We start from the raw sequence: 17857 nt of genomic DNA, 5'->3' as shown, positions 1-17857 counted from the left end.
ATGGATAAGAAAAAAGTAGTTTGGTCTGAGGGGATGTTTTTAAGCCCGCAACATTTTCAACAACAAGAACGTTATTTTGAAGAGTTTACCAAACAATATTGCAGCCTGATGAATCCAATGCGCCACGGTTTGGCTGAGTTAGAACTTGATTATTCATTAGTTAATATTGGCAAAGTTGGGATCAAGCGTGCAAAAGGTATTTTTCCTGATGGCACTCCTTTTGATATTCGTAATGGATTAGCGCTTGATATTCCTGCTGGTGCCATGGATAAATTAGTGTACTTAGCGATGCCAATTTATCGCTCTGGTGTGATGAATGTAGGTAGCAAAGATGACTCACATCGCCGTTACCACCGCACTGATTACGACGTATTTGATACGACCCGAGACAATGCCGATGCGTTGCAATTAGAGTTAGCTGAATTAAATATCGTACTTAAGCTCGAAGGCGAAGAGTTACAAGATTATACCCAGATCCCTATTGCGCATATAACTGAACATAAGTCAGATGGCGGGATTGAGCTAAACCGTGCGTTTATCCCAATGTCACTTTATTTCACGGTGTCTGAATACTTAAAAGATAACGTGAATGATCTGTATGCACAGATGAAATACCGCGCAAGCACCATCTCACAACGCTTACAGGTAGATTCTGTTAATAAAAGCTATCAAGCGTTAATTCGTGATTATTTATGGCTACAGGCTTTAGGTCGTTGGTTACCAAATATTAAGTATTGGCTTGATAATGGCACTACATCACCGCAAGAAATTTACCAAGCATGTATGTCAATGGCAGGTGAAATGCAGGGCTTAGACACCAAGATGCCGAAAGAGTATGACAGCTGGAACAATGGTCGTTTGTATAGCCTTTTCTCAACCTTATTTTCTGATATTCGCGTGCTATTACGTGAAGTTCAACTCGACAGCGTGACCACGTTAGTCTGGGATAAGAGCTTGTTTGATAAGCGTCGTTTATTGCGTACGTTAGTACAGGATTCAAGCCTCTATAATGCGGGTCGATTTATTTTGGTGGTATCGTCACCGTTAGGTGCTGTGCAGTTAAGTAAACAATTCCCACTCGCGGTTAAGCTAGCAGGTAACAGCATGGTTGCCGATCTCGTGCGTAATGCGTTATCTGGTGTGCCAGTACGCGCGCTACCTATTGCGCCATCGGAATTGAAATCACGCGCTGATGTGGCTTATTTCGAGCTGGATACGCAATCTGATTTGTGGCAGCAGCTCGTGAAGAAAGACGAACCGATAGCATTACATGTCGATAATCGTATTGGCGATGTTGATATTGAATTGTACGTAATTCGTTAGGGGACGCTATGACATCATTATTTAATGAACAACCGACGATTTCAATTCGTCGCAGTAACAGCCCGCGTAAAGCAGTGAAAATGAGTAGTGAGGTACAGCTTGATTTAAGAGGCTCGGAAAAGTTAATCGCTCAATTAGCGAATTATAACAATCCAATCTTAAAAGAATGCAGTGAATTATTGGGTATTTTGGCAAGTGTTGAAAGACAAACCTCACCTTTAGATATTAATGCTTTTCGTCAACAATTGCTGGATGGTATTGCTGATTTTAAACGCAAAGGGTTGTTTTTAGATTATCACCCAAGTGTGATTGAAAAGGTTTGCTTTATATTATGCGCGGCGTTTGATGAATTGATTTTGTATACCTCGTGGGGCGAAGTGGCTCGTTGGGAAAATCATTCATTACTCAGTAAGGTCTTTGGCCAACGTAATGGTGGTGAGGTTTTCTTCCAACTGCTTGAACAAGCAAGCCGTCAACCTGCAAAGCTGGTGGACTTCTTAGAGCTTCAATATGTGTTGATTATGCTCGGTTTTTTGGGCAAGTATCGTCATGATAATCGCCAGAAAATGAATGAGTTACAGTCTGAGCTTTACAGTACGGTCCGGCACTACCGTAGCGAATCAATACTGGAGCCGCCAACGCCGATTTCGATGCCGGAAACGACCTCGCCTTGGCGATTTATCAGTGCGGTTAAATTATCTTGGATTGGCGTATTATTAATTATCAGTACGTATTGTTTTTCAGAATTTTGGTATGACCAGCGTAGTCAATCAACCTTAATGGCATTTAGCTCGTTGGATATGGCTGGTTTTATCAATAGCACGAATAACAATGATTTGATTTACACCAGTACGCCTGAAGACTTAGGCATTGAAGTGCAAGAAGCTGTGAGCGTGGAACCGACTGCGCTTATCGATACGATCTCATGGAATATCGTGGTTGCGAATTTTTCGGCGAAAGCCAGCGCTGCGCGGTTAGAAAAAGACATACAAGCTATTGGTTATAAAGTGGTATTAAACGAAGTACCTACCGGTGTGGAATTATTTATTCCGAACAATCGCGATTTAGCAAAGGCGAAACTGTTGAAAAATGAAATTAATGCTCGCTTTGGATTAAATGCAGTTATACGCCGTAGTAAAAAGGTAGATGATAAGTAATGAAAAAAATAACATTAAAAATAGCGTGCTTACTCATTGCGTTAGCGTTATTGGTTTGTACTGGACTTGGCTGGATATACCTCCCGACCTTAGATGAAGCTGATAAATTATTAAGGCTGGTGGTTACGATTTTTGGAGGGTGTTTGATTGTGATAGCCCTCGCGATTGCGGTTATGCAACACCTGCGTGAAGAAAAATCGGCTGTCCACGAGCAAGTTATTTTATTTAAACAAGACGTGAAAATCATTAATTCACTGTTTAAGTCGGCAGTTATAAAGTTGAAAGGGCATAAGGGTAGCAAACTTAGTAGTTTGTATGAATTGCCTTGGTATGTTTTGATTGGTGGTGAAGAGGATGCTAAAAGTAGCGTTCTACACCAAAATAACCTAGAACCGGTTAACTATCACGATCGCGATAAAAGTGAAACTTCACAATATATGCGGTTTTGGAGTAATGAAAACATGGTGGTTATTGAAGTCGACCACCGATTATTCGATCGAGACGGTATTGATGACGCGTTGTGGCGTGTATTTGCTCAGCAATTAATGAAATACCGACCTCGTCAAGCGGTCAATGGTGTGTTAGTCGCGATTAGCTGTGAGCGATTATTAACGGGGGATAAAAAAGAACGTTTATCTCTTAGCTCAAATTTACAAGATGCTATTTTAACACTTGGCGAGCATTGTGGGTTAGCGTTGCCTGTTTATACATTATTCACGAAGTCAGATACGATTGCTGATTTTGTTGAATTTTTCTCGAGTAACTCGGGATGCGATATCGACCGACCTTTGGGTATTACGTTTCCAAACACGGATGACCATCGATTTGAAGTCAGCATGTTTGAGCAGGAATGTCAGAAATTACTTGATGTTATAGCTCAGCAGCAATTCCAATCATTACGAGAAACACGTCAAGAGGATGCGCATTCTGTTGTTGCACTTCCTTATCAGTTACGTCTTTTCTTTGAGCAAGTTACCGAGTTCTTAGAGGGAATAAGTCGGGAAAATCGGGTTCGAGATGTTGTGTGGTTAAGAGGCATGTATTTATGTTCGACACTGCAAGGTGGCAACTGTCACGATTTACTTACACAACTTGTCGCTAGCAGCAATGCGTTTAATGCCAATACGACAAGAGAACAATTGTCTGGCCGTAAGCAATTGTTCTCAATGAATATATTGAAGCAGGCAGTATTGCCTGAATCGAGTATTGTTGGTGTTAACCAGCTGCGTCATTATAGTTACCTTGTATCGCGAATATCGATGATGTTAGGTTTTATCGGGATGATTGTTGTACTTGGCTTACTGCTGCGCGATAACTGGAATAAAGATGAAGATTATCGAAACCATGCGGTCACTCAATTAGCGTTGTACCAGCAAAATATGGAACGATTACGTAATACTAACGTTGGTTTTGAAGACATTATTCCAGTGTTAAATGAATTGCGCCTGGTGGTTGAAGAAGGGCGTAAACCAATGCCTTTGTATCAACGTATCAGTGTTAATCAGCCTAAAACGACGAAACAAATCTACTTGAGCTATGAAGCCCAATTGCAGATGTTCTTGTTGCCTCAGCTGGCTGAAGTATTAAGCAGTGAACTGTATGTATATGTTAATTTAGGCAATCCTAGCAAGATATTTGAAGTGTTGCGTTATTATCAAATGTTGTTTGATAAGCAACGTTTAGACATGACTGAATTATTAGCCTATTTGGTTGAAACGCTAAATGAACAAGGTGATATTTCGCTAGATAATATAGAAACGTTGATCATGTTAATGGAAGATTTATTCAGCAGTGATTATGAGAAGGTGCTTGTTCCGAGTGATGATTTGATTTCGGTGGCGAAGCAAAATTTAGAAGGTTTATCACCAGAACGCCTGATTTATACCCGTATAAAATCACTCCCTGAATACCGTAATCGCGTTGATACACGTCGTCAATTAGGGGATAAGTTTGATGTGTTATTTCAATTTAAAATTGGATTTAACGGTTACTTATTGCCTGAGTTATTTACTCGTCAGGGGCAAGCGAATATCGATCTGAGTGCGAAATCAAGATTACTTAAAAAGCAACTGAATGAATTTAAAAGTATTCAAGGTGACATGTCGGGTGCGTCGATTTCTGAGCTTGTAGAGTTGAGTAAGAAGGTACAGCGTCTGTATTATGCAGATTACGTATATCAGTGGAAAGAACTTATTAACCACATCGAAGTGAAGCAATTTAATACGACCGATGATCTTGCTTATGCGATTAAAACTGCGCGTTCACCCACCAGTAGCCCGATTATTGATGTGCTTGAGGCTCTTGTTGTGAATACCACCCTTGCTAAAGAAGCTGGAAATGCGCCTGACGCGAAGGTTGTCGGTCAATTAGGCTTGAAAAAAACGGCATCGGTATTGAAGAAAGTTGAAAGAGTTAATCGCCTTGCGGGTGATAAATTATTACGTTTACAGCCTTCGTATGTTGTTAATGAGGCGTTTAGCCCTTATTCAATGTTCATGGCGAGTAAAGGTAAAACAACACCTGTAGATGAATTGATGGCTGAATTAGAGCAATTGAATACGTATTTTGATACTGCGTTATCAAGTGGCGATCCAAGCCGTGCGTTATATCAGTATGCACAAGCTCATGCGTCAGGAAGCCAAGATATACTGGTTAATTTCCGTCGTCAATCAAGTCGTTCGCCGAACCAAGTGGCAAGCTGGATCAACTCCTTGTACGCGCAGTCATGGAAGAGTGTGATCAACGGCAGTGCAGAACATGTTAATCAGCAATGGAAAGAGCAAGTATATGGGTTTTATCGCCAAGCGGTTGAAGGACGTTTCCCATTTTTGTTAACAGGACGTGGCGAAGTTGCCATTGATGATTTTGCATTGATGTTCAAGCCTGAAGGGCGTATAGATAAGTTCGTCAGTGAAGTGCTTCATCCCTTTACATATTGGGATAATGGCACTTTAAAATTGGCTGAATTTGATGGTGAAAAACTGCCAATCAATGCGAAAAGCTTGCAGCAACTTAAGCAGGCAAAAAGGATTAGAGAATTGTTCTTCGGTACGTCAGGGCAGGAGCTAGCGATGACGTTGAAGTTAAAAGCCAGTTCGATGAGTACCTCTGTGACGCAATTTAATATTATGGAAACAGAAAACATATTCTCGTATCGCCATGGCCCTCGATTATGGCAAAGCATTGCATGGCCATCAATCGGTGAAGATGATTACATGTCGGTGAACTTCTTTAGTGGTGATAACCGTGTCGCGAGTAAGTCATATTCAGGACAATGGGCACTGTTCAGAGCCTTATTTGATGGACGTACCAGTGCAACGGGTGACCGACGTATTAAGAAGTTAACCTACACCCTTAATAATGAGAATATCGTCTTGCAATATAGCCTGAGAGGTAGTAACCAAATATTTGATAAGTACTTGTTTACCCGCTTTGGCTTACCTGCGCGTTTATAAAGGATGACGAGCGCGATAAACGGTCGACTTGCTTCTCGTTTTACAGTAATTAAATTACTGTCATCGACGACATGGCTGGTCCGAGATAGCCAATCTGCTTCAGCATCAGAGTATGTGGTGCTGAAGCGGGCAGAGCCCATTGCAATAGAACGAGAGTTACTCTGTTTAGCTGACTGTCACTCATATTACATTCGCCCTGTGAGGGAGTATTTTAAGGCGGAAAATTTATTATTGATGCCATTCATTGAAGGGGAGTCATTACTCTCTTTTACTGAGCATCAAATAAATGAATTTTTGCCACTTGTACCACAGATAGTGCGTGCGATGATGGCGATGCATGCGCAAGGTTGGGTGCATGGCGATATTAAGCCATCGAATGTTATCTATAATGTGGATAAAGGTGAAATATCGTTAATTGATTGTGGTTCTGCATTACCGTCAGGTACGATATTATCGAACTTGTCATCATGGCAAGTGACCCCTGGTTTTTGTTCCGAAGATCGTTATGAACAGTCGCACATCGTGGTGCCTCAGGATGATTGGCATGCTTTTTATCAGTGGTTATTACAGCTGTATAATTCGGATTTAACCTTGCCAGAACAGCAGTTATTAACGCGTTGGCTTAACTGGCTTACAAAAATGAAAGATAAATCGAATGATTTATCTTTGTATGATAAGACTGAATTAACCACCAATTAAAACCGTTGGCATTCCCATTATAATGGTACCACCGTGGGCTGTGGTATCGCCCATTCTTGCTGCTGGCTTACTGTTGATTAAGACGGTTGCACTGCCTTTCACCACACTGTCAGGTGGGCCTACACACATACATATTTGTCCTACGGTCGCAGCGGGTAAATTACCGATTAATACGGTTGTCGGCAGTGGTAGCAGCGGCCCGCCAACATGTGGGATCGGTACTAATGCGGGTGTTTGCATTGGACATACATGCATGTCGGTCGCGCGTGCTGCTGGTAACATATTATTCTCCTAACTTACCATTGCCACCTTGGGCAATATGTAATCCAAGTTTAAAATAGTGTTCATATCGTTCTGTGGCATGTTCGCCATCAGGCAGGGCTGCAGTTAAGTTAACCGCACCTGCGACTGCTTGTGAATATAAGTATTCAGGCGGCTGAACAATGGGTTCGCTCGGAGCCGTCATACTACCACCGCTCCAGAATGCAGCCTGAGCAACCCAACCAGCACCGGTTTGTAAGTCTGCTTTTTTTGCCATATCTTCGGCAAATCGACGTGCTGTTTCATCGGGTTCATGAACCCATGCCTTGGCAGAGCGAATCGCATTGGCTTCGTCTTCATTCCAGTCGCTACGTTGACTTGCGCAGCAACATGCCCACCAGATTGCTTCTCGAACCGGTAATGCATGCGCAAGGAATAAGGCGGTATCTGCAAAGAGTTCAGCTGCAATGGCCATATTGATGACCGCTGCGGGCGTAAGATGTTGCGCGGCGAGCGCGGTTATTTCATCACTTGCTTCATACAAAGATAAAATGTCTTGTGCATGCTGGTGTGGGATCTTTAAATAATGCATTAGTTTACCTTTGTAATCGCGCCCTGTATTTGAACCATGGCCCCTGCTTTAATTTGTGTCATTGCACTGCCATTAATGCCGACTAGTGCACCTTTAATATCTGTTTTTGCTTTGCTTTCGACAGTGACGATAGTGGCTTTGAGGGTCGCACTACCTTGTCCTTCGATTGCGATCTGTGGGCCCGTTATTTTTATACCGCTTGGACTTATTTCGATACTGCTGCCCCCGACGGATAATTTTATTTTTGTTTTACCTTTTAATTCAATTGTCTGACCATCAATCTTGATCGCAGAAGTTGCACTCATGTTGGCATTTTTACCAGCATCTAAACTGATGTTTGCATCTGACGCTATATTCGTATCCTTTACAGATTTAGTTGATAAGGCATCTTTACTTTCCAGACTTGTCGCTTCTTTACTGCTGATATTTATTGTTTTTTCGACGGTTAATAACGACGTACCAGTGACGGTCTTTTTGCTATTTTGCTTTACGTTGATGGTCAGATCTTTTTCGGCTTGTAAAAAGATTTCTTCTTTATCTTTTTTGTCTTCGAATCTGAGTTCATTCGCAGTACTGGAATTACCTTTCGGTGTGCTTCTGGTTTTGATCCCTGATTGTGTTGCTGCACTGTAGGGCGGTTTATTTTTCCCTGTGTAGATAGAGCCACAAACAACAGGGCGGTCAGGATCGCCATCAATAAAGTTAATTAATACTTCGTCACCAACACGAGGAATAAATTGTACGCCAAATCCGTTACTGGCAGAGGCTTGAGAAACCGGTACCCAGCACGAACTTTTTTCGTCTTTTTTACCTTGCAAGTCCCAATGAAAGTGGATTTTAATTCGCCCTTGTTTATCTTGATTTGTTTCTTCACCACTTGGCCCGGTGACTTCTGCACTTTGTACACTGTGGATTTGTGGTTTTGGCAAGAAGGGTGGACGCCATAAAATGGATGCAGGCATACATTGAAATGTATTGGTGTATTCGGTTTTATGACCGCTTTCTGTTGCTGAGAAGTGATGTTCTGCTTGTGTCACCACGTATTCTTGATTGTGCTCACTGTCACTGTGGTCAGTTAGTGTAAAACGTAATCCAGCCCCTAATGCCGGGATGGATGATTGTGCTGTAATATTGATTTTTTGTGTATCGATGCTTTCCATCTGGCGCTTAGCTGAATCTCTGATGGTATTTTTATCGTTATGACCCTGACCAAAAAAATATTGTGTTAAGGCATTATTTTTAACGCTATTGGTCGTTGTTCTATCACCACTCGACAGGCACTCGGCGAGTTCGGCATTGTGATCGCCAAGTGATAATTTGCTTACGCCAAGGATACTACGTACGTGCCAATGTATGATGGCGTGTGTTTTATCTTTCGCACCGGTAATAAACGGAATTTTGCTGTTATCTAGATTTGCAAAGTCTTGATTGTTATCACCGATGATAATATACGGCTGATTCCCGTTATGATCGCTGTGATAATGCCAACCTTCACTTGCCATCATTCGCCTTAGGAAATCGTAATCGTTTTCGTTAAATTGAATACAATAGGAGTGCTTACTGCCAGTACTACGCATTGATAGTTTGAAATAGCTTTTTAAACCGGAGTCGGACAAGACCTTTTCAATGATTTGTTTACTGGTCATGTCTTGGAAAGTACGACTCGATACGCGATAGTTAAATACGGACAATGGATCTATCGCTTCGATACGGTAGGTGTAAAGCGCTTTTGCAGGATCAAAACTGAGACTTTCTATCGATGAGACTAATGCATGAAAACCGCGCGCTTCTTTTCTGTTTCCTTCGAGACCTGGTGAGTAGCTGAGAGCAATCGCTTTGCCTAATAAGGATTCTGATATCTTGTCTTTGGATATTAATACTGCGGCATAATCGGAACGTGAAAATATTTGTTCTGTAACAGTTAATTCGGTGACAATATAAGGGCCTTTACCGTCTAACTTAGCCCGTATTGGCCTGTGTTTTTGAGTATATTCTGAAGCTGTCATAATGGACCCTTGTTACTATTTTTACCATGCGATGGTTAGTGTTTATTATATCAATTCACGTTAAATCCTAACATAAGAAAAAATAATGCTGGATTGCTTTTATGTAAGCGTTTGTGAGCGTTGCCTTAGATTGTATACTTACCTCTGACGAATTCATTCAACACTGATAAATATTAAATAACTTGGATTTTTATAGGTGAATTTATGTTTAAATCTTTTGATATCGTTTGCCGTATTCGTGATTTCACTACTGGTCCCTATGGTTGGTCTGCTGCTTTACGCGACGTTGCCCAAGTGTATGTTGACACCAACCCCGATACTTGCCAGTAAGATGTTAAAATCAGAGCAAAAAATCAGTCGCTTTAGCCTGTGGATGGAAGGATTGTTCCAACGCTTAGAAAACGATTATCGCGGTATTGTTGCTAAAGCGGTTAAATATCGCTTGCCAGCGCCTGTGGTTATTATCGCCTTTGTTAAAGGTGCGGAAGGGACTAGTTTCAACCGTATGACGGCGAATATGGATATTGTTGAAGCGCGTTTATTACCGCTTGTTGGCAAAGGCGTTATTAAATCGTTTAGTACCCAAGCGCCTGCATTTGTTAGAAGCGGAATTAGCAGAGCAATCAGCCAAAACGTCAGCAGCTAAAACAGATAAAACGAACACACAGGTAAGTGATGTGCATATAGTGAAAGACGTGGCTTAATTAGTCATTCATTCCAGATGCGAAAATATTCGTATTAATGATAAGGACAAGCATGAGCGATATCGTGCTTGTCCTTATTTTAGTCGGCATGTCCAAATAAAAATTCTTCATTAGTTTCTAGCCACTGCGGGTATTTCGCCATTGCCTTAGCAAAGCGTTGATCTTGTAAATGTTTATTCAGCCAATTACGTAAGTGTGGTAGAGGGGCTTGCAAGTACCACTGGCGATCAACACGGGCAAACTGACGGACGAGTGGTAAAATTGCGTAATCAGCCAAACTGACTTTGTCACCCATTAAATAAGCATGTTGGCTTAGATGTGATTCGAGCATGGTTGCATAAACTGCGCATTGGCGACGTAACTCAACTTCATTATCGGTATGGTAACGTACTGCGTATTTGTATTTACTTAATGCTGAAGTAAACACGGTATCGTGAATGTCAATCAGGGCGAGCATGGCTGGATATGCTTCGGGTTCACTTCTGTGCAGTAAGTCTAATGGATCACTCTGATGCAGCGCCCAAATCATAATGTCTAAACTTTCATCAATAACAGTACCGTCATCAAGTACTAATACTGGTACTGTCGCCTTCGGTGATACCGCGAGCATTTCAGCCGGTTTATTTTTCATTACCACGGCGCGTAACATCACGGCTTGTTGGGCGAGTAATAATCCCAGTCGTGCGCGCATCGCGTAAGGACAGTTTTGTAATGAGTATAAAATTGGCAGTGACATTGAGCGTTTCCTTTCTTCTTCGTCAACGTGATTGTAAATTGCAGTGGTTAACCCTAATTCTAATACCTAATTATATATATATTATTGAAAATTATGTCGTATTCGAATTTTTAATTTTAAACGCAATATTATATGAAAAATAACACCGTATTATGAGCCCATATCAAATTATAAACATATTAATTTATAGAGAAATTTGTAAATTAGAAACCATAGTTATCGAGGCTATTATGAACAAAGAACAAGTATTATACGTTATCCAATTATTACGCGAAGGTCACTCTCTCACTGAAATCACTAAATTAGCAAAAATTAACGTTATGTACGTTAGTGTTATTCGTAAATTAATGGTGATGGATTTACTACAACTCGACGCGTAGTTCATAATATCAATGATAAAGCGCTACAGTCTCTAGCGCTTTCTATTTACTTCCGTAACGCAATATCTTCACTGCACTTTTTATACCCTAAAAAATGTCTTATAGATAATTTGAACCCGCTATAACCGTCCCCCCTCATATTGAAAATTGATTAAATCCTGCTTACAAATAAATTGATGCTAAATGGCGTCGTTTTACACTGGTATATTTACGGGTTTGTGGTTAACTTTATTATAAATTATTGTATTTAGTTGCTCTTAACGTATGGTGTTAAATTTGAATATAGCCATCGGAATTATTATGGATAAAGAACAAGTACAATACATTATTAAGTTATTACGTGAAGGGCACTCGTTAACTAAAATTACTAAGTTAGCAAAAATTAACATTATGTACGTTAGCGTCATCCGTAAATTAATGGTGATGGACCTACTACGGGTTGAAGTGTAAGTTATTGTAATTGATATGATTTAAAAGCGAACCATAAGGTCCGCTTCGTTATTTTAAGAGGCCGCTATGACTTCGTTATGGTGTTGTTTTAGTTGCTTATATAACACATCTTTTAAATTGGCACGTTGTAATTTTAACTGCGTCATGTGCTCATCACCCGTCGGACTGCCATCCATTTCTAATTGGCGAATGTCATAATCGAGCACGTGATATTGTTTTGATTTTTCTCTAAACGTTTCATTTTTATGGGTCAAATATACGATATCTTGTTTTAATTCTGGAAAGTCAAAAATAAGTGCGTGATTCTCATTTAGCATAAGATTTCCTCAAGAGTGAAAAAAAATGTCTATAACTACCTTATTACTATAGCACCCCACTATTTACGAAAGTTGACTTAATCGTGGTTACAGATAATTTTGCACTAATAACGAGGTAGGCGTGCTACTGGTAAATCCAGGCCTTTTCAACTGTATCATTATATATGATGCTATTTGAACACGGAGTAGGTGAACACTCTTAACGGAGTATTATCAGCTCGATTGGTTATGTTCGTAGCCTGCCTCATCGCGATTAATGAAATTGATATTGCTTATATCAAAGATTGTCGCGATATTTTTGATTTCAAAGGAAGTTAGGATATTCATAATTTGATGTTAATAGCAAAAACACACTAAATGTCGGTCATACTAACCATAATTGTATATTATTAACTATTCAACTACCCATTAATTGATAGGTGGTTGGTGGCGATTATTTTTCGCTATGGGTTATTCGCTTCAAAGGGTCTGCTTTGAAGTCGGATCAGCTATTACGCTGATCGATGCCAGATAGGATTGAGATATGCTTAATTATAGCGAAATAAATCAAATGCTTAATCAAGGTGATGATACGGCGTCTCATCTTGATAGCCTGTATACTGCTGCGATTAATAGTTATGAAGGACTATCTCGGTTGTCTGTTATTTTGATTAAAGATGATCAGGCATCTAACTATTTTGTCCGCGATAGACTTGCCGCAGAGTGTAATGATGAGCTTTTCGTGAAAAAAGTAAATCAAGCGGGCAGCATCTCCAAAATGATAAAGTCAAAATCTGGACGTGTTGTTGATAATTTAGCTGATTTAACGTCAAATCCAAGAAACATTTTTTTATTGAATCAGGGGCATCGTAGTAGTTTTTCTTATCCGTTAACGTTTAAAGGGAAGCCGATTGCGATGGTGTTTTTCAATGCCTCTGAATTAGGTTTTTTTGCGAAACATTCAATACAGAAAGATATGCTATTTCTATCAACAGTGATTCATTCTTTAATGGTGCGTCAATTTGAGAATAAACAGTTCGTTGATATCTCACTGGCGGTTGCTTTAAACATGGGACATGCCAAGGATCCTGAAACCAAAGGGCATCTTCATAGAATGGAACGCTATAGTTCCAAGCTGGCGTATTTGTTGAGTAAAGAAAAAGGGGTCACGCATGAATTTATCCGCCGTATGGAGGCTTATGCGGCTTTCCATGATATTGGTAAATATAAGATCCCCGATGATATTTTATTTAGTCATGCGATATTTACGCCTGAAGAACGAGAGGTAATGAATCAGCATTGTATGCATGGTGTTGATATTATCAATGATGTACTTGGATACTTCCCAAGCAATAGGCGTTATGTGGAAGAGTATCGCTTTCTAAAAAATATCATTCTTCATCATCATGAGCATTTCGATGGTAATGGTTACCCGATGGGATTAAAAGCAGAGGCGATCCCGTTGGAAGCTCGGATCGTGATGGTTGCAGATGTGTTTGATGCGTTATTAAGTAAACGTTTATATAAACCAGCCTGGCATATTGGTGATGTTATTGCCTACATGAGAGATAACTCAGGAGTAATGTTTGATCCTGATTGTATCCATGCGTTACTCTCTAATCTGCCTGACTTTATTGAAATTTATGAAGCTCATGCTGATGAATTAGAGGATTGAGGTCCGCTGTCTTTGGTCCTTGTAAGCTATTTTGGTAGCCATCGTTCGTTAAATGCAATGGGAAGTGTAATTCTTGTTGCCCATGCCTTGCTGTAATAGAAATTGAGTCTGCTTGTAGTAAGACGTTAAGCATTTGTGGGGGGATATCCGCCAAAATTAAATTATGAATATCATAAGATGTTGTACTCATACCAAACTCTTCCCGTAACGCATTAAGTTCAATTTCGGTTAAGATTTGATTATTAGTATCGAGTATCGGTTTATCAATTGGTTCTTTCATCAAATAACCTCGCCAGAGAAAGTAATTACTCGGGATAACGTTATTACAGTAATCATTAAATTCTTAGTGTAATCCACGCTAATTCTTATAGTAAGTCAGTTTTTTTCCTTAAAAGTTCTACTTTTAGTGATATTTAAATTCATAATTGTGAGCAAGCTAATAGCGATTTTATTTATTTTAATTTCGTTCAATTTTGATGAACTATAGGTTAATTACATTCTAATGTTTTTAACTTAAAGGCCGGGATATACTATAAACTCTTAAAAATAGAGAGTCGCCCATGTTCAAATCACTCAGCAATTATACTTTTCAAAAGACTGATCTGCTATTTATCACTATCGGCTTATTATGTCTAACGCCGCTTATCTCATCACCTGTAGCGTTAGTGCTGGGTTTTACGCTAGCAACATTAGGCCTGGTTCCTCACAGTATCAATTTAAGCGAAATTACTAAAAAAACCCTCGCGTATTCCATCGTTGGATTAGGCTTTGGTATTAACTTAGAAGAAGCGATACTTGCCACCAAAGATGGCATCGGCATTATCGTCACTTCGATTTTTTGTACGTTAATACTTGGTTGGATCCTGACTAAAGCATTTAAAATTGAAAAAAAGACCGGGTATTTAATTTCTGCAGGTACTGCGATTTGTGGTGGTAGTGCGATTGCCGCGATTGCGCCCGCCATTAATGCCAAAAATGATCAAACATCATTAGCGTTAGCGACCGTATTTATTCTTAACTCTGTGGCTTTATTTCTCTTCCCTGTGATTGGTCATCTATTGGACATGAGTCAACATGCCTTTGGTGTTTGGAGTGCGATTGCAATTCACGATACGTCATCCGTTGTCGGTGCCGCTTCTGCTTATGGCGATGAAGCATTATTAACGGCGACAACATTAAAGTTGGCGCGCGCCTTGTGGATCGTACCGGTGGCTTTTATCAGTGCCTTATTATTTAAAGGTGACAGTAAAAAATTAACGATCCCGTTTTTCATCTTATTCTATTGTTTTGCCATCTTTATTGCGTATGTACTGCCGGATTACCAGTCGCTATATCAAGGTATTTTTAGTGCCTCTAAACAAGTGCTGGTGATGTGTTTATTCTTGATTGGTGCGGGGATCACGGTGCAAAAAATAAAAGATGCAGGTGTAAAACCATTACTGTTAGGTGTGTTACTTTGGATTGTGATCAGTGTTAGTTCGCTGACTTATATTTTATTTTTCATGTAAAAGCATTGTTATTTAAGACCGGTCATTTTCTTTTTTCTTAATAGATAGGTTATCAATAGTGAAAATGCGGCGAGATCTAATGCTGATGACATTAATCCACTCGTGAAGACTGACAATAATATGCATAAACATACTAGCAGTATAATGAATTTGTTAATCAGCATATTTGGCCCTTATATTTTATCCTGTGTGTATTATTGGAGTAAGGGGGGTGAATAGGAAATACCGTAAACTTATAACTTATAACTCGTAAGCTATAATTAACCACATGATAAATAAAGTTTAAAACACTGATTTTAGTAAGGTTATGTCGGTATTTGACCACTTTATGTTTGATATTCACTCGAGGATATATGTTTTTTCATATGAAACGTGAGGTCTGTCAAAGTATATAAAATGTTTTATAATTGTGATCAACATCAAAGGATTCTGCGTGTTACTTTCCTGAAGTTAAAAATTTAACATTGGCTGCAAGCCAGCATCAGGAAAATAAAATAATAATGAAATTAACAATAAAAACAAAGCTAATCACAACGATATGCGTGGCTTTACTCGCTGTCAGTAGCTTCTTTACTTTCAGCATATTAGATATTGAACAATCGGTACTTAAGCAAGAAAAAATCAACATTAGCGCGAAAGCTGAGAATTTAATTAAAGAAAATTTATTAGGACAGGTTGACACGATAATTTTGTCACTGTCTGGGCTTTATGAACAATCTAAAGTTGAAAATATCAAAGCCGAATTACGCACAGAGATTAATACTTTCAGAAAAACCATCTCGAATATATATGCCAGCAGTGCGTCACCCGATCAGGCTAGGCTGAGTATTTATGCGTTTATTAATAATTACCGATGGGATAATGGTCGGTATATTTTTGCTTATGATGCTGACTCTATCGTTAATATGGCGAATGGCGTAAACAGCGGTATTATCGGTAGTAGTAGTTATGATTCTACTGACGAAAAGGGTACTTTTTATGCCCGTAATATAGTGGCTGCCGCTAAATCGCAAGATTTAGGTTTTAGTAATTATTATTTCACCAATCCGGCTTACCAGAAGGTCGAAGAAAAACTATCAGTATCCTTTTATTTTGAACCACTAAACCTGGTTATTGCCACTGGTGAATATGTCAGCACCTTAAAACAATATAAGATTGATATTGCGCTTAAAAATATTATCGCGGCTAAGTATGGTAACAGTGGCTATTTTTGGGTCCAAGACGCTAACGGTAAGATCCTCGCTCATCCGCAGCAGTCACTTGTTGGCCAGACAGTGACAAATACCAGAAACGCAGTGACCGGTTTAACTGGTAAGACTGATGCATTCTTACCGATGAAGTTTGAGAATCCAGAAACTGGACTGCTGGAGAATAAAATTGGTTATGTCCGTAAGGTGATGCCAGCATGGGGTTGGGTTATAGGTACAGGTGCTTATGAAAGCGAGATCACTTCAATTCAAGAAGAACTAACTCAGGCAACCGCTGATATTTTTGATCATGAAGTATCACGCAGCATTGGTTTTGCCGGCGTGTTATCTATATTAGCGGTGTTTATATCAGTTTGGATCGTGAACAAGATCGTTAAAGAATTGGTGGTACTTAAAACACGTATCGATACTTTATCTACCGGCAAAGCAGATTTAACCTCGCGACTTGAGATTGTATCGGATGATGAGTTGGCGGATATCAGCCGGTCAGTTAATACCTTTATTAGTTATCTGCAAACGATGATGCTGGATATATCCCAGGCATCGAATCACATTACCGATGGCATTCAACAGATTTATGCGCAGTCCGAACGCAACAGCGAAGCATTGCACAATCATACTCAAGAAACAGAGTTAGCGGTTACGGCAATTACCGAAATGAGCACAACTGCCGATATTATTGCGCAAAATGCGGTGCAGACCGCATCGAATACCCTGAGTGCGAATGATGAAGCTAAGGCCTCTAAAATTTCGGTAGTCGATGCATCGAGTAGTGTGATGGCGTTGGTTAGAGAGATGGGGAGTGCATCAGCAAGTATTCATACCATGAATAAAAATACTCAGCAGATTGCTGAGGTACTGGAAGTTATCGGTGGCATTGCCGATCAAACTAATTTACTGGCGTTGAATGCGGCAATCGAAGCGGCTCGTGCGGGAGAGCAGGGACGTGGTTTTGCTGTTGTTGCGGATGAGGTTCGTTCACTTGCAGCCCGAACTCAGGACAGTACTGCACAAATTAATGACATGTTATCAACGTTGCGTCGAGATGCTTCTACAGCAGCAACTATCATGGATGAGACTAAACTGAGTTGTGAACAGGTCGCGGAAAATACTTCCTTGGTCACCGAAAATCTAGATTCCATGACGCAGTCTATCGTGGTAATTAATGATTTGAGTGCACAAATTGCCACAGCATCGGAAGAGCAAAATTCAGTCACGGAAGAGATCTCTCGGAACATGCATTCGATTCAAGATATGGTGCTGGTATTAAGTAAAAATGGCGAGGAAACAAAGGAGAGCACCAAAAATCTTGCGACAGCGAATGAACAACTTGCAGCGCTAGTGAGTCAGTTTAAATTGGTGTAATTTAAGTAGACATATGACTTAGTGTTAACCTATATTAGACTT

The 17857-nt window shown here is 39.9% G+C and carries 15 protein-coding genes and 1 pseudogene; 10 read left to right on the top strand and 6 right to left on the bottom strand.

The annotated features are described in order from the left end of the window. Genes tssK through PE36_RS02440 form a run of 4 tightly spaced genes read left to right on the top strand, consistent with a single transcriptional unit; the run spans position 1 to position 6634 of the window. Complete coding sequence (gene tssK, locus PE36_RS02455) at positions 1-1323, top strand: type VI secretion system baseplate subunit TssK (protein ID WP_006030363.1); 1323 nt, start codon at positions 1-3, stop codon at positions 1321-1323. 8 nt (positions 1324-1331) lie between these two features. Next, entirely contained in the window at positions 1332-2480 is a 1149-nt protein-coding gene (gene icmH / locus PE36_RS02450) for a type IVB secretion system protein IcmH/DotU (RefSeq protein WP_006030362.1), read from the top strand. Continuing rightward, positions 2480-5935, top strand: coding sequence for a type VI secretion system membrane subunit TssM (gene tssM, locus PE36_RS02445; protein ID WP_006030361.1), 3456 nt, complete (start codon positions 2480-2482; stop codon positions 5933-5935). The genes icmH and tssM overlap by 1 nt, the downstream gene beginning before the upstream one ends. 3 nt (positions 5936-5938) lie before the next feature. Further along, positions 5939-6634 (top strand): AarF/UbiB family protein, encoded by a 696-nt coding sequence (locus tag PE36_RS02440; RefSeq protein WP_006030360.1) that lies wholly within the window; start codon positions 5939-5941, stop codon positions 6632-6634. Here PE36_RS02440 and PE36_RS02435 read toward each other — a convergent pair. Genes PE36_RS02435 through PE36_RS02425 form a run of 3 tightly spaced genes read right to left on the bottom strand, consistent with a single transcriptional unit; the run spans position 6620 to position 9493 of the window. After that, positions 6620-6916 (bottom strand): PAAR domain-containing protein, encoded by a 297-nt coding sequence (locus PE36_RS02435; RefSeq protein ID WP_006030359.1) that lies wholly within the window; start codon positions 6914-6916, stop codon positions 6620-6622. The two genes, PE36_RS02440 and PE36_RS02435, sit on opposite strands and share 15 nt — an antisense overlap. A gap of 1 nt (position 6917) precedes the next feature. Further along, complete coding sequence (locus tag PE36_RS02430; protein ID WP_006030358.1) at positions 6918-7487, bottom strand: hypothetical protein; 570 nt, start codon at positions 7485-7487, stop codon at positions 6918-6920. Continuing rightward, a complete protein-coding gene (locus tag PE36_RS02425) occupies positions 7487-9493 on the bottom strand; it encodes a type VI secretion system Vgr family protein (protein ID WP_006030357.1) in 2007 nt (668 codons plus the stop codon). Before PE36_RS02425 ends, PE36_RS02430 begins: the two co-directional genes overlap by 1 nt. Positions 9494-9734: 241 nt before the next feature. Between PE36_RS02425 and PE36_RS02420 the strand changes: the two are divergent. Then, a pseudogene (locus PE36_RS02420) lies at positions 9735-10091 on the top strand (multidrug transporter AcrB); the annotation flags it as partial. A gap of 185 nt (positions 10092-10276) precedes the next feature. On the opposite strand, the gene PE36_RS02415 reads toward PE36_RS02420, so the two are convergent. Beyond that, on the bottom strand, positions 10277-10933 hold the full coding sequence (locus tag PE36_RS02415) for a glutathione S-transferase (RefSeq protein WP_006030355.1): 657 nt from the start codon (positions 10931-10933) through the stop codon (positions 10277-10279). A gap of 230 nt (positions 10934-11163) precedes the next feature. Here PE36_RS02415 and PE36_RS24525 point away from each other — a divergent pair, with 230 nt between their 5' ends. Beyond that, on the top strand, positions 11164-11313 hold the full coding sequence (locus tag PE36_RS24525; RefSeq protein ID WP_198138570.1) for a hypothetical protein: 150 nt from the start codon (positions 11164-11166) through the stop codon (positions 11311-11313). 300 nt (positions 11314-11613) lie between these two features. Further along, the gene (locus tag PE36_RS24520; RefSeq protein ID WP_198138569.1) at positions 11614-11763 is read left to right on the top strand and encodes a hypothetical protein; all 150 of its coding nucleotides are present in this window, start codon (positions 11614-11616) and stop codon (positions 11761-11763) included. 53 nt (positions 11764-11816) lie between these two features. On the opposite strand, the gene PE36_RS02410 is transcribed toward PE36_RS24520, so the two are convergent. Continuing rightward, positions 11817-12080: a YdcH family protein gene (locus PE36_RS02410; RefSeq protein ID WP_006030352.1), complete on the bottom strand. Its 264-nt coding sequence runs from the start codon at positions 12078-12080 to the stop codon at positions 11817-11819. A gap of 523 nt (positions 12081-12603) precedes the next feature. Between PE36_RS02410 and PE36_RS02405 the strand changes: the two genes are divergently transcribed. Beyond that, on the top strand, positions 12604-13734 hold the full coding sequence (locus PE36_RS02405; RefSeq protein WP_006030350.1) for an HD-GYP domain-containing protein: 1131 nt from the start codon (positions 12604-12606) through the stop codon (positions 13732-13734). On the opposite strand, the gene PE36_RS02400 is transcribed toward PE36_RS02405, so the two are convergent. Then, on the bottom strand, positions 13691-14014 hold the full coding sequence (locus PE36_RS02400; protein WP_006030349.1) for a hypothetical protein: 324 nt from the start codon (positions 14012-14014) through the stop codon (positions 13691-13693). The two genes, PE36_RS02405 and PE36_RS02400, sit on opposite strands and share 44 nt — an antisense overlap. Before the next feature lie 280 nt (positions 14015-14294). On the opposite strand from PE36_RS02400, the gene PE36_RS02395 reads away from it, so the two are divergent. Both PE36_RS02395 and PE36_RS02390 read left to right on the top strand, forming a co-directional pair. Next, positions 14295-15242 carry a YeiH family protein gene (locus PE36_RS02395; protein WP_006030348.1) on the top strand — a complete coding sequence of 316 codons (948 nt, stop codon included), beginning with the start codon at positions 14295-14297 and terminating at the stop codon, positions 15240-15242. A gap of 500 nt (positions 15243-15742) precedes the next feature. Beyond that, entirely contained in the window at positions 15743-17815 is a 2073-nt protein-coding gene (locus PE36_RS02390) for a methyl-accepting chemotaxis protein (RefSeq protein ID WP_006030347.1), read from the top strand. The last annotated feature ends 42 nt before the right edge of the window (positions 17816-17857 follow it).

Origin of the sequence: Moritella sp. PE36 (genome assembly GCF_000170855.1) — a bacterium.
Lineage (GTDB): Bacteria > Pseudomonadota > Gammaproteobacteria > Enterobacterales > Moritellaceae > Moritella.
Note: the sequence above shows the minus strand (reverse complement) of the source record. Positions and strands in the feature narration are given on the sequence as shown.